Below are 21295 nucleotides of genomic sequence, written 5' to 3'. Positions count from 1 at the left end.
TCCTTTTCTTTTAAAAAGCGTTAAGTGTTAGACTCCATTTTTTTCCCAATGAGTTTTAATTGCTTATTAATCTCATCTTTAGATACTTTTTTTTCCTTAATCCTTCTTTCAAGCTTTTCGAGTAACATAAAGATTTTTTTATCTGTGCTTACACGAACATCGAAAGTAGGATGCTCATCGCTTAGCTGCTTTTGAAGCTTCTTACGCAGAGGTTTTAATCCAAACCTTTCGTGGTGCTCAGGTAGTACTGCTATGTAGAGATCTAAATTTGAATTTACTGCTGTGCTTTTTATAATTTCATTCATAGCGAGGGCTCTTTTCTTGGCTCCTTGCGATATAGATTGATTAAAGGATTCCGTACTCGTCTTTGTTAATTTGGGACCTTTCTCTTTCTCCGTTCGTTTTGCTTCTTCTTTCACTTTTTTATCTAAGGGACTATTATCACATCCGGTAAAAGAGCTAAATAGAAGGGCAAATAAAGCGGTTATGAGGCCGAGTTTTCGCATGATTATCATTCCATTTCTATTGCAATATGTAATGTGATAGAAAAAGGATGACTGCATATCATCCTTTTTCTATTTCACAGCATGACCGATTCGTTATTGCTGTGAGTATTGTGGTTCTTCTTGTTGGACTTCTTCAACGCGTGGGTTTAAAGAATCGATAATCGTTTGCGTTTGCTGCGCAGCTGTTTGGAAAAGTTGCTTGGCTTGTTGGTTATCCGTATCAAGAGCGAATCCCTCTAAGCTAGCTTGTGCACTTTTTAATCCAGAAACAGTTTGCTTTAGTTTTGTAATTACAGTCATTGAATGAAGCCCCCTTTGGAATATCAATTCAAAGATTATAATTTGTGAGTAGGGGTGAATTTATGATTGGAAAATTTTAGGTGGAGTGCTTTGTTAATATACTCATAACTAAGGTGCATAAAGGATTGTGGGGATATTTTTATTGATTTAGATGGATTTTATTGCTATTATTATGGAAAGAAAATGAAGAGTTTTCTATAATCATGCGCCCATAGCTCAGTCGGATAGAGCGGTGGTTTCCGGTACCACGTCTGCCGGGGGTTCGAATCCCTCTGGGCGCGTTATATATTGTTGGTGTTACGTAAATAGTAAATCTAAAATAACCCCTTGTTTGTGATTAGAAATAATCGTGTACAGGGGGTTTTTGTTATGGTCTTACAAGGTACTTCTGTTAAAGTTTATACTAAAATTATCTAAAACTTATAGTATGAGGGGTTTGCAGGTGCGTAAAATTAGCGGATATTTAAGGGTTTTAGGGGATAACGAACGTAGAACTGTCGCTATATCGGATTCTGGTGAAATGTTAAAGTTTATGCTAAATATGGAATTGCACCATCAAGAAATTGATATGGAATGTTTTGGACCTAGTCATTATTTACCTAGCGGAGACTATCGTAAGGATTTAATAGCGATTGTTTTTACAGCTGAGATGATGTTAGAGGATATGGAATTGGAAGGTGAATGGCCGGCTGAAAGCGGAGACGTTATATTTAATGGAGCATAGCAAATCAATCTGGGTAAAAAAGGTCTGAACTTACAAATTTAAGTTCAGACCTTTTTTATTCCCCCTTGTTATATCTGATAATAAGATTTACTATTAGTATGTGGTAATAATTTTTGTGTATTATTATTTTCTTTCAATATTATTCAAATTTCGGTTGTAAGTTGTAAATCTCATTAATACATATAAATTAATAATATTTTGGAATGGGTGTCTGCGTGAGGATTCTCCTTTTACCAAACTTATTGTACAATAGAAACAAGGGGGAGATTAGTTTGAAGGCAAGTCTTTTACAAGAACAAAGCTTACGTTTGGCAATGACACAAGAGTTAAGGCAAGCGATTACAATGCTCCAGTATAATGTACAAGAATTATCGGAGTTTTTGTATGAGCAATCGTTAGAGAATCCCCTTATTGAGTTAGGTGGTTTTGAGAGGGAGAAGAAAAAGAGCTCTAACACAAGTAAAAGTACCAGCAAACAAGTCGAGAATCAGATGGAAATCTACAGTGTGGATTCTACAACGATTCAGCAACATTTATTAAATCAAATACAATATTATAAAATAGATGAAGAAGAGCGAAAAGTAGCTTCTTTCATTATTATGAACATGGATGGAAATGGGTATTTACAAGAAACGAACGAAGAGTTAGCGGATCTCCTTTCCGCACCACTTCATGTAGTCGACCGCTCTGTAGAGCTTGTCCAATCGCTTGAGCCAGCAGGGGTAGGAGCGCGTAATATTCAGGAATGTCTAACTTTGCAATTGAAGCGCTTACAAAGACGGAATGGATTAGCGGAAGAGGTTATAGAGGATCAATTTGCTTATTTCGTGAAGAAAGATTGGCGAAAGCTCGTTCAAGTGTTGAAGTGTAGTAATGAGGAATTGCAAACAGCGGTGAACTGTATTACGTCATTACAGCCGAAACCAGGTCTTGCGTTTTCTTCTGATAAACCACTTTATATCGTGCCTGATATGGCAGTGAAAAAAGATGGTGATCGTCTCGTTTTACAAATGAACGAGAGAAATATGCCGAGAATTGAAATTCATTCTGAGTATAGTGCGCTTCTGAATGCTAGTGAAAGTGAAGTAGCATCTTACGTATCAGAAAAGTATCAGCATGTACAGTGGATTATGCGCAGTTTAAAACAGAGAAAACAAACGCTTCTGCAAGTGATGACTATTATTATGGAAAAACAACGTGATTTCTTCTGGGAAGGTCCAGAATATTTAAAACCGCTTGCTTTAAAAGAGGTAGCAGAAGAGTTAAGTGTGCATGAATCTACAATTAGTCGTGCAACGCGAAATAAATATGTGCAAACACCACACGGTTTATTTGAGATGAAATCGTTCTTTAGCAATGCCGTTTCGACTACTGAAGATGAAGCTGTTTCTACAAAGCGTGTGAAACGATTTATCCAAACGCTTGTTGAGGCAGAGAATAAGAAAAAGCCACTTTCAGATCAAAAGATTTCAAAATTATTAGAAGAAGAGCATGAAATTGTTATTTCTCGAAGAACAGTGGCGAAGTATAGAGAACAAATGCACATTCCAGCGTCATCATTACGAAAAACGATTGGGTAGGTGAAGAATATGAAAGTTGTACTGTATACAAAAAAAGATTGTGGTCTTTGCGTGCAGGCAAAACAAGTTTTGCAGGAAGTACAATGTGAATATTCTTTTCAAATCGAGGAAATAAATATATATGAAGATAATGACCTTTTAGAAAAATATCACCTAATGATTCCGGTTGTAGAAATAGGAGGAAAACAAGTAGAATACGGTAACATTCACAAAGGTGTCATAATAAACTATATAAAGAATGCAGTTAAGAGTTGAATAAGTTTCTATCTCCTGTTACAATAATACACGTAGCAGGGATTATTTTTTTAACCTATGTGGGACACAAAATGTCACTACGGGACGTAAAGTGACCACAAGGAAAAATGAACCAATGTAGTGAGGAGAAAAGATATGCGCTCATGGATTCAGAACACAAAAAAATTATTACCTGATCTGCTACCTGTTATGCAAACGAGAATGCAAATTCTTCAATACATTAGGCTCATGCAGCCGATTGGAAGAAGAAATTTGTCAGCAAGTCTCGGTATGACAGAACGAGTATTGCGAAGTGAAGTTCAAGTTTTGAAAGAACAAAACTTAGTTCACGTCGCTTCTTCTGGAATGACTTTGACAGAAGAAGGAACAGCTTTAGTTCTTGCTTTGGAAGACTTTATGAAAGAAATTTCCGGGTTAAAGGTTTTAGAAAAGCAACTTAAGGAAACATTAGACTTGGATGAAGTTTTCGTTGTCCCTGGTGATAGTGATGAATCACCTTGGGTCAAACTGGAGATGGGCCGTGCTTGTGTGACTTGTATAAAAGACCGTCTGACAGTGAATAATATCGTTGCTGTGGCTGGAGGAACTACGCTAGCTGCTGCTGCGGACATGATGCAGCTTGATTGCAAAGATTTACATATGCTATTTGTCCCAGCACGTGGTGGAATTGGAGAAGGTGTCGAATTAGAAGCCAATACCATTTGTGCCAAGATGGCGCAAAATACGATGAGTAATTATCGCTTATTGTATGTTCCAGACCATGTTAGTAGCGAAGCATATGCGTCTATTGTGACAGAGCCTTCCGTGAAAGAAGTTCTTGAGTTGATTCGATCTTCCAATATCGTCATTCATGGAATAGGTGATGCGTTAACAATGGCACGTCGCAGAAATACTTCAGAAGCAGATTGGTTAAAGATTCAAGCAAGCGAAGCAGTAGGCGAAGCTTTCGGTTATTACTTTAATGAACAAGGAAATGTTGTTCATAAAGTAAGAACAGTTGGTATGCAACTTGAGGATTTACAACATGTATCTCACGTTGTTGCAGTCGCTGGAGGTTCTTCAAAGGCAAAGGCAATACAGGCTGTAATTAAACAAGGGCACACTTCAATTCTAATTACAGATGAAGGTGCAGCAAAACAGTTAACAAAGGGTATTACCCTTTAATATAATCCCCCAAGGAGGAAATTCAAATGACTAAAATTGGTATTAATGGATTTGGACGTATCGGACGTAACGTATTCCGCGCAGCTCTTAACAACTCTGAGGTAGAAGTAGTAGCAATCAACGACTTAACAGATGCTAAAACATTAGCTCACCTTTTAAAATATGACACAGTTCACGGAACTTTAAATGCAGAAGTATCTGCTAACGAAAACAGCATCGTTGTTAACGGTAAAGAAATTAAAGTTATCGCTGAGCGTGACCCAGCTCAATTACCATGGAGCGACTACGGAGTAGAAGTAGTAGTAGAATCTACTGGCCGTTTCACTAAAAAATCAGACGCTGAAAAACACTTAGGTGGATCAGTTAAGAAAGTTATCATCTCAGCTCCAGCTTCTGACGAAGATATCACTGTAGTTATGGGTGTTAACCACGAACAATATGATGCAGCTAACCACAACGTAGTATCTAATGCTTCTTGTACTACAAACTGTCTAGCTCCATTCGCTAAAGTATTAAACGAAAAATTCGGCGTAAAACGCGGAATGATGACAACAATTCACTCTTACACTAACGACCAACAAATCTTAGACTTACCACACAAAGATTTACGTCGTGCTCGTGCAGCAGCTGAAAACATGATCCCAACATCTACTGGTGCAGCTAAAGCTGTAGCATTAGTATTACCAGAACTTAAAGGTAAATTAAACGGCGGCGCTGTACGTGTTCCAACTGCTAACGTTTCTCTTGTTGACTTAGTTGTTGAACTTGACAAAGAAGTAACAGTTGAAGATGTAAACGCAGCATTCAAAGCAGCAGCTGAAGGCGAATTAAAAGGTATCCTTGGATACAGCGAAGAGCCATTAGTATCTATCGACTATAACGGATGTACAGCTTCTTCTACAATCGATGCATTATCTACAATGGTAATGGAAGGTAACATGGTTAAAGTACTTTCTTGGTACGATAACGAAACTGGTTACTCTAACCGCGTAGTAGACCTAGCAGCATACATGACTTCTAAAGGTCTTTAATTCTTAATTATATAAGTAATCAATGACAAAACGAGGGAGAGGGTTTGTTCCCTCTCTCTCTTCTTTCGTTTTAAAAGCAAATGTGTTAAGCTTTTGAGTGGGTTTTGTCAATCCTAACTAGTAGTCGGAGGGAAATCCAATGAACAAAAAATCAATTCGTGACGTAGATTTAAAAGGTAAGCGTGTATTTTGCCGCGTTGATTTCAACGTACCTATGAAAGAAGGCAAAATTACAGATGAAACTCGTATCCGTGCAGCTCTTCCTACAATTCAATATTTAGTAGAGCAAGGTGCGAAAGTTATTTTAGCAAGTCATTTAGGCCGTCCAAAAGGTCAAGCAGTAGAAGAATTACGTCTTACTCCAGTAGCAGCACGTTTAGGCGAGCTTCTTGGTAAAGATGTTAAAAAAGCAGACGAAGCATTCGGACCAGTTGCACAAGAAATGGTTGCAGCAATGAACGAAGGCGACGTATTAGTTCTTGAAAACGTACGTTTCTATGCGGGCGAAGAAAAGAACGATGCAGAACTTGCGAAAGAATTTGCAGCTCTTGCTGATATCTTCGTAAACGATGCATTCGGTGCAGCTCACCGTGCTCACGCTTCTACAGCAGGTATCGCAGACTACCTACCAGCAGTATCTGGTTTATTAATGGAAAAAGAGTTAGATGTACTTGGAAAAGCACTTTCTAACCCAGAACGTCCATTCACAGCTATCATCGGTGGTGCGAAAGTAAAAGATAAAATCGGTGTAATTCGTCATCTATTAGACAAAGTAGATAACTTAATCATCGGTGGCGGACTAGCTTACACATTTGTTAAAGCTTTAGGTCATGAAATTGGTCTATCTCTATGTGAAGACGACAAAATCGAACTAGCTAAAGAATTTATGCAACTTGCAAAAGAAAAAGGCGTAAACTTCTACATGCCAGTTGATGTTGTAATCACAGAGGAATTCTCTGAAACTGCAACAACTCAAATCGTAGGTATCGACTCTATCCCTTCTACTTGGGAAGGCGTGGACATCGGTCCTAAAACACGTGAAATTTATGCAGATGTAATTAAAAATTCTAAGCTTGTTGTATGGAATGGACCAATGGGTGTATTCGAAATGACTCCATTCGCAGAAGGTACAAAAGCAGTAGGACAAGCATTAGCAGATGCAGAAGATACATACTCTGTTATCGGCGGTGGTGACTCTGCAGCAGCTGTTGAAAAATTCGGTATGGCTGATAAAATGAGCCACATTTCTACTGGCGGCGGTGCGTCATTAGAATTCATGGAAGGTAAAGAGCTTCCAGGTGTAGTTTGTCTTAACGACAAATAAGTAGCAGCCAAAGAAAAAGGACGGTGCAAAGCATGCGTAAACCAATTATCGCAGGTAACTGGAAAATGAATAAAACTCTATCTGAAGCAGTTAGCTTCGTAGAGGAAGTTAAAGGTCAAATCCCAGCAGCTTCAGCTGTTGATGCAGTAGTTTGCTCTCCAGCTCTATTCTTAGAGCGTTTAGTAGCTAAGGCTGAAGGAACGGACTTACAAGTAGGTGCACAAAACATGCACTTCGAAAAAAATGGTGCATTCACTGGCGAAATTAGCCCAGTAGCACTTAGCGACTTAAAAGTAGGCTACGTAGTACTTGGCCACTCTGAGCGTCGTGAAATGTTTGCTGAAACAGACGAATCAGTAAACAAAAAGACTCTTGCAGCATTTGAACATGGTTTAACACCAATCGTATGTTGTGGTGAGACTTTAGAAGAGCGCGAAAGCGGAAAAACATTTGATCTAGTAGCAGGTCAAGTGACAAAAGCACTTGCAGGTTTAACAGAAGAGCAAGTTAAAGCAACTGTTATCGCTTATGAGCCAATCTGGGCTATCGGTACAGGTAAATCTTCTTCTTCTGCAGATGCAAACGAAGTATGTGCGCACATCCGTAAAGTTGTTGCAGAAGCTGTTTCTCCAGAAGCTGCAGAAGCTGTTCGTATTCAATACGGCGGTAGCGTAAAACCAGAAAACATTAAAGAGTATATGGCACAATCTGACATCGACGGCGCTTTAGTTGGCGGTGCTAGCTTAGAGCCTGCTTCGTTCTTAGGTCTTCTGGGGGCGGTAAAATGAGAAAGCCAACAGCTTTAATCATTCTTGATGGTTTCGGACTACGTGAAGAAACTCACGGGAATGCTGTAGCACAAGCTAAGAAACCTAATTTTGATGGTTACTGGAACAAATTCCCTCACACAACGCTTACAGCTTGTGGTGAGGAAGTAGGTCTTCCAGAAGGTCAAATGGGTAACTCTGAGGTTGGTCACTTAAATATCGGTGCAGGCCGCATTGTATATCAAAGCTTAACACGCGTAAACGTTGCAATTCGTGAAGGTGAGTTCGATCAGAACGAAACTTTCCAAAATGCAATTAAAAGCGTAAAAGAAAAAGGTACTGCTCTTCATTTATTCGGTTTACTTTCTGACGGTGGTGTGCACAGTCACATGAACCATATGTTTGCTCTTCTTCGCTTAGCAGCAAAAGAAGGCGTGGAGAAAGTTTATATCCATGCATTCTTAGACGGCCGCGATGTTGGACCACAAACAGCAAAAGGTTATATCGATGCAACAAATGAAGTAATTAAAGAAACAGGAGTAGGACAATTCGCGACTATCTCTGGTCGTTATTACTCCATGGACCGTGACAAGCGTTGGGATCGCGTAGAAAAATGTTACAGTGCTATGGTAAATGGTGAAGGCCCTACTTATAAATCAGCAGAAGAGTGTGTAGAAGACTCTTATGCAAATGGTATCTACGATGAATTCGTATTGCCGTCTGTAATTGTTAACGAAGATAACACGCCAGTTGCAACAATCAATGATGATGATGCAGTTATCTTCTATAACTTCCGTCCAGACCGTGCAATTCAAATTGCTCGTGTATTTACAAACGAAGACTTCCGTGAGTTCGATCGTGGTGAAAAAGTACCTCACATTCCTGAATTCGTTTGTATGACACATTTCAGTGAAACTGTAGATGGTTACGTGGCATTCAAGCCAATGAACCTTGATAACACATTAGGTGAAGTTGTTGCGCAAGCGGGATTAAAGCAACTTCGCATCGCGGAAACTGAAAAGTATCCGCACGTTACATTCTTCTTTAGCGGTGGTCGTGAGGCTGAATTCCCAGGAGAAGAGCGTATTTTAATTAACTCACCGAAGGTTGCAACGTATGACTTGAAACCTGAAATGAGCATTTACGAAGTAACGGACGCTTTAGTAAATGAAATCGAAAATGATAAACATGATGTTATCATTCTTAACTTTGCAAACTGTGATATGGTTGGCCATTCTGGGATGATGGAACCAACAATTAAAGCAGTAGAAGCAACTGACGAATGTTTAGGAAAAGTTGTAGAAGCGATTCTTGCAAAAGATGGTGTAGCACTTATTACTGCTGACCATGGTAATGCTGATCAGGAGTTAACTGCTGATGGCGGGCCTATGACAGCTCATACAACTAACCCGGTTCCTTTCATCGTTACAAAAAATGACGTAGAGCTTCGTGAAGGTGGTATTTTAGGAGATATCGCCCCAACAATGCTTACACTTTTAAATGTGGAACAACCGAAAGAAATGACAGGTAAAACAATTATTAAATAATTTGCTTATATAAAAAGGAGAGAATTTATTATGTCAACAATTATTGATGTTTATGCTCGCGAAGTCCTTGACTCTCGTGGTAACCCAACTGTAGAAGTAGAAGTTTACACAGAAAGCGGCGCTTTCGGACGCGCTATCGTACCAAGTGGTGCATCTACTGGTGAGCACGAAGCAGTAGAATTACGTGACGGTGACAAATCTCGTTACCTTGGTAAAGGTGTTCTAAATGCAGTAAACAACGTTAACGAAGCAATCGCTCCAGAAATCGTTGGTTTCGACGTAACTGACCAAGCTGGTATCGACCGTGCTATGATCGAATTAGATGGCACTCCAAACAAAGGTAAACTAGGCGCTAACGCTATCCTTGGTGTATCTATGGCAGTAGCTCACGCAGCAGCTGACTTCGTAGGTCTTCCATTATACCGTTACCTTGGTGGATTCAATGCAAAACAATTACCAACTCCAATGATGAACATTATCAACGGTGGTTCTCACGCTGATAACAACGTAGACTTCCAAGAGTTCATGATCTTACCAGTTGGTGCTCCAACATTCAAAGAATCAATCCGTATGGGTGCTGAAGTATTCCATGCACTTAAAGCTGTATTACATGACAAAGGTCTTAATACTGCAGTAGGTGACGAAGGTGGATTCGCTCCAAACCTTGGTTCTAACCGTGAAGCATTAGAAGTAATCATCGAAGCTATCGAAAAAGCTGGTTACAAAGCTGGCGAGAACGTATTCTTAGGAATGGACGTTGCTTCTTCTGAGTTCTACAACAAAGAAACTGGTAAATATGACCTTGCAGGCGAAGGCCGTACTGGCTTAACTTCTGCAGAAATGGTTGATTTCTACGAAGAGCTTTGCAAAGACTTCCCAATCATCTCTATTGAAGATGGTTTAGACGAAAACGACTGGGATGGTCACAAATTATTAACTGAGCGTATCGGTGATAAAGTACAATTAGTTGGTGACGACTTATTCGTAACTAACACACAAAAACTTGCTGAAGGTATCGAAAAAGGTATCTCTAACTCAATCTTAATTAAAGTTAACCAAATCGGTACTTTAACTGAGACTTTCGAAGCTATCGAAATGGCTAAACGTGCTGGTTATACAGCAGTTGTATCTCACCGTTCTGGTGAAACTGAAGATGCTACAATCGCTGACATCGCAGTTGCAACTAACGCTGGCCAAATTAAAACTGGTTCTATGAGCCGTACTGACCGTATTGCTAAGTACAACCAATTATTACGCATTGAAGACGAACTAGGCGAAATCGCTGTTTACGATGGTATCAAATCTTTCTACAACATCAAACGATAATTGTAGAAAATAACGACAGACCGTGAGAAATCACGGTCTGTTTTTTTTATGCTTAAAATTGCTCACCCGTCATAAGTGACATGAAATGTTTAAAGAAACGGTTATAATCAAAATCAATTGCGATTTGATGACTCGGCCGATCAATAAATGGTTTAGATTCTCCTAAAGAGCGAAATTCTCCAATGCTTGCTCCTTGTGCATAGGATTCCGTCATGACAACGATAGGTGATTTGTGATACGTAAACATAGAGTTATCAAGTAAAGCGAGTATTGGCATTGTGTCATGGAAGGGGCTCCCCTTTAAATGGGGTAAGGCGTCTTTATAATAGCCGTAGTAATAATGATCGAATAACGGTTTGACGAGTGGGGCTTTTCCTTTTGCTTCAATGTATTCAGCCATTTCTGGTGTAATGATGGAATACTGAGTGACGTTTAATGGATAGATGTACATGTTAGGTGAGGATTGAAGGACTATATTAGCGGCAGTAGGATCGCCATAAAAGTTCGCTTCTGAAATAGGGGTCACATTACCAGGATGTAAAAAGGCACCGCCCATTACGTAGTAAGATTTAATTTGCTTCATGAGCTGTTTACATAAGATGAATAAAATTGCTAGGGAGGTAAGTCTGCCTAAACTAACAATGATTAATTCATCTTTATACTGTTCAATAAGAGGAATAACTTCGAAAAAATTCTCCATTTCTCCGTTAGTCACATGTCCCTTTGGAATAATTGGCCCGAGCCCTTGTTTCCCGTGTACTTCCGTAAAGAAAGCAGGAGGGGCGCCAGTAAGTGGGCGTTCTGATCCACCAAATATCTTGATGTTTCTATCCTTTGCTTCGTTCTTAAGAAAATGAGCGTTTTGTACGGCCATTTCTTTTGGAACATTGCCGTAATCAGCAACAATGCCCACGATTTCTATTTCATTGATAAAGAATGCTAAGAGGAGAGCCATCGTATCATCAATCCCAGGATCACAAAAAATAAGAACCTTTTTGGGCATATGTTCACCACCTATCTTATTTATCCCACTTTAATGGGCAGTAAGACCCCCACCTCAAAATTCAGCGAAAGCAAAGAATTTAGGTGGGGGATCAACTGCCCATAAAAGTCCGATTGGTTCAGCTAATAATCAGTGGGGGATGAAGACCCCCCACTGATTAAAGTTTCACTTTATATATATGTAAGCTTAAGGATAAAAAGATTATTTTATTGAAATAACAACATTACAAATTCAGAAAATAAAAACTTTTTATATTAGGTCAAGGTTTTTGACTTAATTTCCGATTAGAAATGCAGTCATATCAAGGGTGTAAGCGTATAACATAGGCTGTTTTTGCTGTCAAGTTGATAAATTGCAGCTTTTTACAATTTATACTATGATAAAGATATTAAGAGAAGATCGTATAAACATGAGGGATGATGAACATGAAATTTACAAAGATTCTTGTCCAAATTGCTGCTCTTTACGTTTTTTATATGGTTGGAAATTGGGTACAAGAAATGTTAAACATTCCGATTCCAGGAAGTTTAATCGGAATGTTCCTCTTACTTGTTTTACTTAGCCTAAAAGTCCTTCCAGTGAAATGGTTCGATTTAGGAGCAGAAACACTCGTTGCTATTATGCCGTTTTTATTAATTCCGCCAACGCTTGGCCTAATGAATTACGGTGCTTTTTTTATGAGTAAAGGAATTTCTCTTTTCATTACAATTGTAGCGAGTACATTTTTAATTATTATTGTCGCAGGACATACGGGACAATATCTTGCGAATAGAAAGGAAAGAGAGTCGTGATGAGCCAAATATTAATCGGAATCGGTTGGGTTCTTTTTACGGTGCTATTATACCAATTATCTAAAAAAATCTATACATTATTTCCAACACCATTCACCATTCCAATGCTTGTAGCAACAGGATTAATGGCTTTCTTATTCATCATGCTTGATATACCATATCAACATTATATGGAAAGTGGTGGTGGCTGGATTGCCAAGCTGCTAGGACCCGGTGTTGTAGCATTTGCCATTCCTCTTTATAAACAACGTCATGTTCTGCAAAAATATATTGTACCGATTGCTGGTGGCGTATTAGTAGGGACAACAGTTGCAATCGCAAGTGATTTTGCCATCGCATCACTTATGGGAACAGATAAAAGCTTAATTTTATCTTCTTTACCAAAATCGGTGACAATGCCAGTTGCGATGAGTGTTTCAGAGCAAGTTGGTGGTGTACCTTCATTAACAGCAGCTTTCGTTGTTATCGCAGGTATTACTGGAACGATTACCGGCCCACTTTTATTAAAATGGAGCCGCGTTACAAACTCAGTTGGTAAAGGTATCGGATTTGGATGTGCTTCTCATATTATGGGTGTAATGAGAGCAATGAAAAATAATGAACATGAAGGTGTTATTGGATCGGTAACAATGACATTAACAGCAATTTTGACATGTTTGCTCGGGCCGTTATTTGCAATGATGTTTATGTAATAGAAGAAAAGCGAGAGCGACTTTATAGCTCTCGCTTTTCTATAGAATTTATGCTACAGTTAAAATAACTGAATCTTTGTAGGAGGTACGCCAAGTGCATACGTTATTATCCGTTTTACTTATTATTGTATCGATTTTAATGATTGTTATGGTACTTATGCAGTCTAGTAATAGCTCAGGCCTTTCAGGTGCAATTTCAGGCGGTGCAGAGCAATTATTTGGTAAGCAAAAAGCACGTGGAATTGAAGCAGTATTAAACCGTATTACAATTGTTTTAGCTGTTCTATTCTTCGTATTAACAATTGCTGTTACGTACTTAAATTTATAGAATTGAAAGAAGAAGCGTTAGTAAGATGTACTAATGGTTCTTCTTTTTTTATTTTGCCATTTGAAAGATGTTTCTAATTAGATTATAGAAATATAAATATGGTACACTAAGATATAGAAAGAATACGACTAGATTACAGAAGAGAAAGAGGAGAAGTACATGATGAAATTAGCATCTCCGAAACCATTTACATTTGAGGGTGGAGACCGCGCTGTTTTATTACTACATGGTTTCACAGGAAACTCAGCTGATGTACGTATGTTAGGGCGTTTCTTAGAGAAGAAAGGCTACACTTGTCATGCGCCAATTTTTAAAGGGCACGGTGTACCACCAGAAGAGCTTGTTCATACAGGTCCTGAAGATTGGTGGCAAGACGTAATGGAAGCATATCAGCTTTTAAAAGATAAAGGCTTTGAGAAAATTGCTGTTGCTGGATTATCACTTGGCGGCGTATTTTCTTTAAAATTAGGTTATACAGTACCGGTTTTAGGTGTAGTACCAATGTGTGCACCAATGTATATTAAGAGTGAAGAAACGATGTACCAAGGTATATTGGCATATGCCCGCGAATATAAAAAACGTGAGCAAAAATCACCAGAGCAAATTGAACAAGAAATGTTGGAATTCCAAAAGACACCGATGAATACATTAAAAGCATTACAACAATTAATTGCTGACGTACGTAACAATGTGGATATGATTTATGCACCGACATTTGTTGTACAAGCACGTCATGATGAAATGATTAATACAGATAGTGCTAACATTATTTATAACGGTGTAGAATCTACGTTAAAAGATATTAAATGGTATGAAGACTCTACGCATGTCATTACACTTGATAAGCAACGTGACGAGCTACATGAGGATGTATATAACTTCTTGGAGCAACTAGATTGGTAAGATCTAGTTGCCTCTTTTTTTCATAAGGGAATTTTTTATGGAAGCTGTAAAAAAATCATTGGGAGATGATTGAAGTTTCGCTTTATACATCCCCCATCTTTCGGATACACTAAATAATATAAGGGTTTAAAGGAGGTATTTCTGCTTGGAAGAAATCATACAAGAACATATTGATAAGTTGTTATTATTTATGAGAGAAGAAGCGTATAAACCGCTAACGATACAAGAGTTAGAAGAGGCATTTGGAATTGAAGGTTCTGAGGGCTTTAAAGATTTTGTAAAGGCACTTGTAATGATGGAAGAGAAGGGGCTTGTTATTCGTACACGTAGCAACCGTTACGGTCTTCCTGAAAAGATGAATTTAGTGCGTGGTAAATTAATTGGACATGCACGTGGCTTTGCATTCGTTGTACCAGACGAGAAGAAAACGGGGGACGATGATCTTTTCATTCCGCCTACAGAGTTAAACGGTGCACTTCATGGCGATACAGTATTAGCTCGTGTTAGCGCACAATCAAGTGGATCACGCCAAGAAGGTTCAATTGTACGTATTTTAGAGCGTGGAACGAAAGAACTAGTTGGTACATATACAGAATCGAAAAACTTTGGATTTGTTATACCTGACAATAAGCGCTGGACAAGTGATATCTTTATCTTGAAAAGTGCATCAATGGGTGCTGTAGAAGGCCATAAAGTAGTTGTGAAAATTACGAGCTATCCAGAGAATCGTTTAAGTGCAGAAGGTGAAGTTATTCAAATTCTAGGTCATAAAAATGATCCAGGAGTAGATATTTTATCTGTCATTCATAAACATCATTTACCTTTAGCATTCCCTGAAGAAGTGATGGAGCATGCAAACAGTGTACCAGAAACGATTTCAGAAGAAGATTTAAAAGATCGCCGTGACCTACGTGACCAAATGATTGTAACAATCGACGGTGCAGATGCGAAAGATTTAGATGACGCCGTTACAGTAACAAAGCTTGAGAATGGTAACTACAAGCTTGGCGTTCATATTGCGGATGTAAGTCATTACGTTCAAGAAGGTTCTCCAATTGATGTCGAAGCAGCAGAGAGAGCGACGAGTGTATATCTTGTTGACCGTGTAATTCCGATGATTCCGCATCGTCTATCTAACGGTATTTGTTCGTTAAATCCGAAAGTAGACCGTCTGACGTTATCTTGTGAAATGGAAATCAATAACTTAGGTGACGTTGTAAAGCACGAGATTTTCCAAAGTGTGATTAAAACGACAGAGCGTATGACGTATGCTGACGTAAGAAGCATTTTAGAAGATGAGGACGAAGAGTTAATCAAACGTTATGAGCTGCTCGTACCGATGTTTAAAGAGATGGGTCAATTGGCACAAATTTTACGTGAAAAACGTATGCGCCGTGGTGCAATCGACTTTGACTTTAAAGAAGCGAAAGTATTAGTAGATGAAGAAGGAAAACCGACAGATGTTGTTATGCGTGATCGTTCTGTATCAGAGAAGTTAATTGAAGAATTTATGCTTGTTGCGAACGAAACAGTAGCAGAGCATTTCCACTGGATGAACGTACCATTCATGTACCGTGTCCATGAAGATCCGAAAGAAGATAAGCTGGAACGTTTCTTCGAGTTTGTAACGAACTTCGGATATGCAGTAAAAGGACGTGCGAATGAAATACATCCTCGTGCGCTGCAACAAATTCTTGAAATGGTTCAAGGACAGCCGGAAGAAGTAGTTATTTCAACAGTAATGCTTCGTTCAATGAAGCAAGCGCGTTACGATTCGGAAAGCTTAGGACATTTCGGCTTATCAACTGAGTTCTACACGCATTTCACATCGCCAATTCGTCGTTACCCAGATACGATTGTTCATAGATTAATTCGTGAATATATCATTAATGGTAAAGTCGACCATGAAACACAAGCAAAATGGCGTGAAAACTTACCTGAGATAGCAGAGCATTCTTCTAATATGGAACGCCGTGCTGTTGAAGCAGAACGTGAAACAGACGAAATGAAAAAAGCGGAGTATATGGTTGATAAGGTCGGCGAAGAGTATGACGGTATGATTAGCTCTGTAACAAACTTCGGTTTATTCGTAGAGCTTCCAAATACAATTGAAGGTCTTGTACACGTTAGCTATTTAACAGATGATTATTATCGTTATGACGAAAAACATTTTGCGATGATTGGAGAACGTACAGGTAACGTATTCCGCATCGGTGACGAAATTACAATTCGTGTTATTAACGTAAATAAAGATGAGCGCGCAATCGACTTTGAAATCGTTGGCATGAAAGGTACACCTCGTCGTAAATTCAAAGATCGTCCAGTCGTTATCGAACAGCCAAGAACAGGCAGAAAGAAACGCGGTGGACGTAGCGAGCGCAGTAATGAGCGCGGCGGTGAACGTGGCACAGGTAGAAAATTTGACCGTGGTGGCAAAGGAAAAGGAAGAGGATCAGCTTCTGCTTCCACTTCCACTTCCACGTCCGCTAGTCAGCCAGGGAAAAAAGATGGTAACGGCAAGAAGAAAAAAGCATTCTTCGAAAATGTACCAGGATTCAAGAAGAAAAAGAAAAAGCGTAAGTAAGAAAAGGAGGGCTTCGCTTTGATGAAAAGCGGGGCTTTTTCTTTTTTATTAGTGGCTTGAGAGCGAGCCACTTTCGCTTTTTATTGTAATCCAGCTACAGTGGCTAGAATGTTTGGCGGCTTCGCTTCTTCCCGAGAGGCAAAGAGCGCCTCAAGGTCAGAAGCTCCATTCACCTCACATTCTGAGCGAGCCACTTTCGCTTTTTATTAACATTTGTTACAATAGTAAAAATAGAGGAGGGACGTTATATGCCAAAGGGTACAGGTAAGGTTATTGCACAAAATAAAAAAGCATTTCATGATTATTTCATCGAAGAAACATACGAGGCAGGGCTTGTCCTTCAAGGAACGGAAATTAAGTCGATTCGCGCTGGACGCGTGAACTTGAAAGATGCGTTTGCACGTGTACATAATGGTGAAGTATGGGTTCATAATATGCATATTAGTACGTACGAGCAAGGGAATCGTTTCAACCATGATCCGCTTCGTACGAGAAAGTTACTTCTTCATAAAAAAGAAATTGAGAAGTTAACGGGTGCTTCAAAAGAAACAGGCTATGCATTAGTTCCAGTTAGAATCTATTTGAAAAATGGATTTGCAAAAATGGCACTTGGTTTAGCAAAAGGTAAAAAGCAATATGATAAGCGTAACGATTTAAAAGAAAAAGAAGCAAAACGTGAAATTGCACGCGCGTTCCGTGATCGCCAAAAGATGTAATACAGATATTTACATTTGTAAAACGGCGCGCGTATGATATAATAATTTATGTAAGATTGTTGCACATTGAAAAACAGCTCTTAGTAGCTATCACGATATTTCTTCGTATGCTCCATTTTTATCATGGGGACGTTACGGATTCGACAGGGATAGTTCGAGCTTAGGTTGCGAGTCGAGGGGATCGGCCTCGTTAAAACGTCAAAGCCTATAATTGGCAAACAAAACAATCTTTCTTTAGCTGCTTAATTGCACTAAAGGTTCCTCCCTCCATCGTCCATGTGGTAGGGTAAGGGACTCAAACTAAGTGGACTACGCCGGAGTTCGCCGTCTGAGGGCGAAGGAAGAGAACAATCAGACTAGCAACTTGGAAGCCTGTCGATAGGCCGAAGAGTTCGCGAAATGCTAATATATCGACTACACTCGTAGAAGCTTAAGTGCCGATATTTTTGGACGTGGGTTCGACTCCCACCGTCTCCACCAATACATATTTGGTGGTTTTTTTATTTTGTATGTGATTTGAACCATAACTTTGCCGTTTCGGCAAGATTATGGTTCTTTTTGTTTGGGGCAAACTTATGCTTCCAGGATTTGAAGAATATTTTTAATGTCGCTTTTAAATAAAATCATGGTGTTTATAAAAAACGCGAAGTTTTGTCCCTTTGGATCTATTTCTCTAAAGGGATGTTTTTATAGTGAAAAGAAGAACTGAACTGAAATGCCGATTAAGAGACCGTTGAGTAGTAATAAATAAAGTTACTCCATTAAAGGGACATTTTGTTGAATAAAAATAAAAAATGAAGAAGATAATTTGCTTAATAAAAACAGATTATCTTCTTCATAGTACAATTTAAAAGGTCATTTATGAAACAAGTTTTAGACCTATTGCGGCACCTAAAACCATACCTATAAAAACAACCCTTCTCCAATCTTTTGATTCGCCATATAAAATCATGCCTAAAATTGCACCACCAGACGCACCAATTCCAGTCCAAATTGCATAGGCTGTCCCCATAGGTAGTATTTCCATTGCGTAAGCAAGAAAAATAAAACTTAAGCCAAATCCGAGAATTAACAAAGCTAATGATTGCCAATTTTGGTCTTTATGCAATTTATTTATCATAGCAACACCAAACATTTCAAACAAACCTGCTAAGATTAAAGAAATCCATGCCATTAGGATTCATCACCTTTCTGAACTTTGTCATCTGTAACTAATTTCAAACCAATTACTCCAGCTAATAAAAATAAAATCAATAACACTTTTCCTACTTTAAATGGTTCACCAAAGAGTAGGATTTCAGAAAAGACAGTTCCAGCTGTACCTAGCCCAACAAAAACAGCATAAACAGTTCCTACAGGAAGCTTTTTTCCTGCCATAATCATTAAATAAAAGCTTAAAAATATAGCGATGATAGTTCCTGTCCATGTCCAAAAGTCATCAGCATGTTTTAAACCAATAACCCAAAAGATTTCAAAGAAAGCAGCAACAAATACTTTAATCCAGTCTTTACTCATCTAAAGACACCTCCAATTTTATTATTAACAAAAAAAACAAAAAAAGCCTGAGAGATAACTGTTAAACAGTTTCTCCCAGGCTTTTATCCTTCCGTGACACAGCAAAGCTGTGAGTTTTCTCTTGGACCAGACCAATAACACTAGTTTATTGCGGAACCCTAGAAAACATTTAACATATATAATTATCTTATATTATACATAAATTTGAAAATTAATCAAGATGAAAACAATTTAATATTATAGTGAATTGTTGAGTTCATTATTCAACAAAAGGGGGGCATAATGAAAGAAGAACGACAGAAATGATCAGATTTTTTTAAAAATGAATGATTCAATTAAATAAGTTAAGAGCATGTTTTGATTATAACACGCTCTTTCTTTTTGCTCGTTTATCGAGGTTATTAGTATCAATTAGACAAAACATTATTCATAATCTACATTAATAAAATACATGGCAAGCTTATGGATTAATAATTAACGCACGGCAAAGTTATGCTTCCATTTTCTTTGCACAATTAGATAAATATCTTCTACAATAAGCAAATTCCGGCAAGTTTATGCTTCTAATTGTGGCAAACTTATAGGTAAAGTAACATTGTATAACATGAACCATAACTTTGCCAGATTGGCGAGGTTATGGTTCTTTTTGTTTGCGATAAAACTATGCTTGTTTTGTTTTTGTAAAATGATAACAACGTTTTAATCCAGAATGATAGGATTACAAAAGTGTAATGTGGGTGTAAGGAAACTGAATTGTTCCTTTTTGGTAGATAAAGCATACTTAAGGTAAGGAAGATTTATATGTTAATGAATTTAAATCTTACAAGTAGAGCAGAAAGGTTAGGTATTATCGTATGAAATGGATCATGAGAATTTTTGTATTATTAGCTATAGTAGGAGGGGCTTTCTACTATCTGCAGTCAGGGAATGGATACTATTCAACTAAACAATATTATGTAAAAGTAATGACGGATTCTAAAGTAGAAAACGAAAAATTGAGTAATGGAGAAGTTCTTACGTATCATGTTTACGATGAGAAGGTGTACGATAAAAAAGGGGAAGAAAGAAAACTGCAAATTTCCGTACAAGATAAATTGGAAAAAAATCAATATTATTTGATTGATTGGGAAGATCGTCGTGGGATTGTTTCTAAAATAGCTAAAGTAGATCAAGCAAAAATAGATAAAGGTATCGTAGACAAATTGAACGGTACCTCATAATGAGTTAGGACAAATTAACTAGTAGCTGTGTTAGAGCAAAGAGGTTAAGACATTTTAGAAAATAAGAGAGTGTGTTATAAAAACAAAAGGATCGAACCGTCTGGTTTGTCCTTTTTTATTAGAAGCGAATTGAGGTTGTAACACCTGCACAGATAATTCGTAGTGCAATTCTTCTATATTATAATCCCTAGTATTTATATTTCAATATAACTTAAATTCTTTAAAAGGGCATTAGAGAAACTATGTTGTTATATGACATATGGGAAGAAGAAACGCTGTCAATTCAGTAATAAGAAATTGGTAAGTTTAGTAGAGAATATGTTGCTAAAACAGATAATTTCCGGAAATACGAAATCAACATAAAAGGGGAGTATCGTTATAAATGACTTATCTAACTACAATTTTATCAATAGCAGGTATCGTTATCATGTCTTTAGCAAGAATTAATTTTAGAATAAGGGCATTTGTTAATAAACCTGCTTGGGGGGGCTTCACTCTTCCTTTAGTTCTAATTGGATTTATTTCATTTTGTGTTGGCATGATTTTAGCTTTTGTAAATCATCAACTATAAGGTGAGAATATTGTGAAGGCGGAGATCTAAATGGTTTTCGTCTTTTTGCAAATTTAAAAAGATTTTTTAGCAAAGCTTATCCACCTACAGGGCTTTTTAGTTGTACTATAATTTACGGAACAATTTATAATTTCGCTCATGTTGCATAAGAATCTTACTAATTAAAAGCCAACTTTCTTAACAGAAAATTGGCTTTTAATATGTTGAAATTTTTCTGTAGATAATGCTTTTATTATATTTCAAATAAAATAATAAATATCAATGATGAAACAAATTGCAGTTACTATAATAGCTACCCTTAATGATTAAATAATATGTATTTAAATCTTCATATCCTTTGTGTTTCTATTCATATCTATTGTAAGATTATATAGAGTTCTCCTAATAAGCTGTTATAATGGCTTTTTTAGGAATTTAATATTTACAAATCTTAAATTATTTTTATCTA

At 37.8% G+C, this 21295-nt stretch carries 22 protein-coding genes, 1 tRNA gene, 1 other RNA gene and 1 riboswitch; of the genes, 19 read left to right on the top strand and 5 right to left on the bottom strand.

Annotated elements, in window-relative coordinates; genetic code table 11:
* Nucleotides 1-20: 20 nt before the first annotated feature.
* A complete protein-coding gene (locus KZZ19_RS25185; RefSeq protein WP_237981332.1) occupies nt 21-506 on the bottom strand; it encodes a YhcN/YlaJ family sporulation lipoprotein in 486 nt (161 codons plus the stop codon).
* Nucleotides 507-599: 93 nt separating this feature from the next.
* Nucleotides 600-806, bottom strand: a complete 207-nt coding sequence (locus tag KZZ19_RS25180) for a DUF1657 domain-containing protein (RefSeq protein ID WP_000216166.1) — start codon at nt 804-806, stop codon at nt 600-602.
* Between the two features lie 205 nt (nt 807-1011).
* On the opposite strand from KZZ19_RS25180, the gene KZZ19_RS25175 reads away from it, so the two are divergent.
* The 10 genes from KZZ19_RS25175 to eno all read left to right on the top strand — a co-directional run bounded on the left by KZZ19_RS25175 (nt 1012) and on the right by eno (nt 10524).
* Nucleotides 1012-1087, top strand: a tRNA-Arg gene (locus KZZ19_RS25175).
* A 161-nt stretch (nt 1088-1248) separates the two neighbouring features.
* Nucleotides 1249-1530, top strand: coding sequence for a hypothetical protein (locus KZZ19_RS25170; protein WP_237981280.1), 282 nt, complete (start codon nt 1249-1251; stop codon nt 1528-1530).
* Nucleotides 1531-1802: 272 nt separating this feature from the next.
* On the top strand, nt 1803-3110 hold the full coding sequence (gene rpoN, locus KZZ19_RS25165; protein ID WP_088098362.1) for an RNA polymerase factor sigma-54: 1308 nt from the start codon (nt 1803-1805) through the stop codon (nt 3108-3110).
* A gap of 9 nt (nt 3111-3119) precedes the next feature.
* The gene (locus KZZ19_RS25160; protein ID WP_088098361.1) at nt 3120-3365 is read left to right on the top strand and encodes a glutaredoxin family protein; all 246 of its coding nucleotides are present in this window, start codon (nt 3120-3122) and stop codon (nt 3363-3365) included.
* 135 nt (nt 3366-3500) lie between these two features.
* Complete coding sequence (cggR, locus tag KZZ19_RS25155) at nt 3501-4529, top strand: gapA transcriptional regulator CggR (RefSeq protein WP_001258189.1); 1029 nt, start codon at nt 3501-3503, stop codon at nt 4527-4529.
* 26 nt (nt 4530-4555) lie between these two features.
* Entirely contained in the window at nt 4556-5560 is a 1005-nt protein-coding gene (gap, locus tag KZZ19_RS25150) for a type I glyceraldehyde-3-phosphate dehydrogenase (protein ID WP_000161234.1), read from the top strand.
* A 139-nt stretch (nt 5561-5699) separates the two neighbouring features.
* Complete coding sequence (locus tag KZZ19_RS25145) at nt 5700-6884, top strand: phosphoglycerate kinase (protein WP_001036333.1); 1185 nt, start codon at nt 5700-5702, stop codon at nt 6882-6884.
* A gap of 32 nt (nt 6885-6916) precedes the next feature.
* On the top strand, nt 6917-7672 hold the full coding sequence (gene tpiA, locus KZZ19_RS25140) for a triose-phosphate isomerase (RefSeq protein ID WP_048566659.1): 756 nt from the start codon (nt 6917-6919) through the stop codon (nt 7670-7672).
* Nucleotides 7669-9198, top strand: coding sequence for a 2,3-bisphosphoglycerate-independent phosphoglycerate mutase (gene gpmI / locus KZZ19_RS25135; protein ID WP_001231145.1), 1530 nt, complete (start codon nt 7669-7671; stop codon nt 9196-9198). The genes tpiA and gpmI overlap by 4 nt, the downstream gene beginning before the upstream one ends.
* A 30-nt stretch (nt 9199-9228) precedes the next feature.
* Nucleotides 9229-10524 (top strand): phosphopyruvate hydratase, encoded by a 1296-nt coding sequence (gene eno / locus KZZ19_RS25130; protein ID WP_000103948.1) that lies wholly within the window; start codon nt 9229-9231, stop codon nt 10522-10524.
* A 52-nt stretch (nt 10525-10576) separates the two neighbouring features.
* On the opposite strand, the gene KZZ19_RS25125 is transcribed toward eno, so the two are convergent.
* Nucleotides 10577-11527 (bottom strand): nucleoside hydrolase, encoded by a 951-nt coding sequence (locus tag KZZ19_RS25125; RefSeq protein WP_237981281.1) that lies wholly within the window; start codon nt 11525-11527, stop codon nt 10577-10579.
* Nucleotides 11528-11952: 425 nt separating this feature from the next.
* Between KZZ19_RS25125 and KZZ19_RS25120 the strand changes: the two genes are divergently transcribed.
* The 7 genes from KZZ19_RS25120 to ssrA all read left to right on the top strand — a co-directional run bounded on the left by KZZ19_RS25120 (nt 11953) and on the right by ssrA (nt 18021).
* Nucleotides 11953-12318 (top strand): CidA/LrgA family holin-like protein, encoded by a 366-nt coding sequence (locus KZZ19_RS25120; RefSeq protein WP_088098359.1) that lies wholly within the window; start codon nt 11953-11955, stop codon nt 12316-12318.
* Nucleotides 12318-13010 (top strand): LrgB family protein, encoded by a 693-nt coding sequence (locus tag KZZ19_RS25115; RefSeq protein ID WP_088098358.1) that lies wholly within the window; start codon nt 12318-12320, stop codon nt 13008-13010. The genes KZZ19_RS25120 and KZZ19_RS25115 overlap by 1 nt, the downstream gene beginning before the upstream one ends.
* A 94-nt stretch (nt 13011-13104) precedes the next feature.
* The gene (gene secG, locus KZZ19_RS25110) at nt 13105-13338 is read left to right on the top strand and encodes a preprotein translocase subunit SecG (protein ID WP_000557263.1); all 234 of its coding nucleotides are present in this window, start codon (nt 13105-13107) and stop codon (nt 13336-13338) included.
* 162 nt (nt 13339-13500) lie between these two features.
* Entirely contained in the window at nt 13501-14241 is a 741-nt protein-coding gene (estA, locus tag KZZ19_RS25105) for a carboxylesterase (protein WP_170930161.1), read from the top strand.
* Between the two features lie 145 nt (nt 14242-14386).
* Entirely contained in the window at nt 14387-16825 is a 2439-nt protein-coding gene (gene rnr, locus KZZ19_RS25100; protein ID WP_237981282.1) for a ribonuclease R, read from the top strand.
* 248 nt (nt 16826-17073) lie between these two features.
* Complete coding sequence (smpB, locus tag KZZ19_RS25095) at nt 17074-17541, top strand: SsrA-binding protein (RefSeq protein ID WP_001123922.1); 468 nt, start codon at nt 17074-17076, stop codon at nt 17539-17541.
* A 125-nt stretch (nt 17542-17666) separates the two neighbouring features.
* Nucleotides 17667-18021: a transfer-messenger RNA gene (ssrA, locus tag KZZ19_RS25090) on the top strand.
* A 379-nt stretch (nt 18022-18400) separates the two neighbouring features.
* Here the strand turns inward: ssrA and KZZ19_RS25085 are convergent.
* Nucleotides 18401-18715, bottom strand: coding sequence for a DMT family transporter (locus tag KZZ19_RS25085; RefSeq protein ID WP_120341979.1), 315 nt, complete (start codon nt 18713-18715; stop codon nt 18401-18403).
* A complete protein-coding gene (locus KZZ19_RS25080) occupies nt 18715-19056 on the bottom strand; it encodes a DMT family transporter (RefSeq protein ID WP_120341978.1) in 342 nt (113 codons plus the stop codon). The genes KZZ19_RS25085 and KZZ19_RS25080 overlap by 1 nt, the downstream gene beginning before the upstream one ends.
* 70 nt (nt 19057-19126) lie before the next feature.
* Nucleotides 19127-19229, bottom strand: a riboswitch (guanidine-I (ykkC/yxkD leader).
* A gap of 681 nt (nt 19230-19910) precedes the next feature.
* On the opposite strand from KZZ19_RS25080, the gene KZZ19_RS25075 reads away from it, so the two are divergent.
* Together KZZ19_RS25075 and KZZ19_RS25070 are read left to right on the top strand one after the other, a co-directional pair.
* Nucleotides 19911-20276 (top strand): YxeA family protein, encoded by a 366-nt coding sequence (locus KZZ19_RS25075; protein ID WP_237981283.1) that lies wholly within the window; start codon nt 19911-19913, stop codon nt 20274-20276.
* Nucleotides 20277-20658: 382 nt separating this feature from the next.
* Nucleotides 20659-20847 (top strand): hypothetical protein, encoded by a 189-nt coding sequence (locus KZZ19_RS25070; protein ID WP_237981284.1) that lies wholly within the window; start codon nt 20659-20661, stop codon nt 20845-20847.
* Nucleotides 20848-21295 lie beyond the last annotated feature (448 nt).

It is taken from the genome of Bacillus thuringiensis (genome assembly GCF_022095615.2).
In the GTDB taxonomy this organism is placed as follows: Bacteria; Bacillota; Bacilli; order Bacillales; family Bacillaceae_G; genus Bacillus_A; species Bacillus_A cereus_AG.
This window is presented reverse-complemented; position numbering and strand designations above follow the sequence as displayed.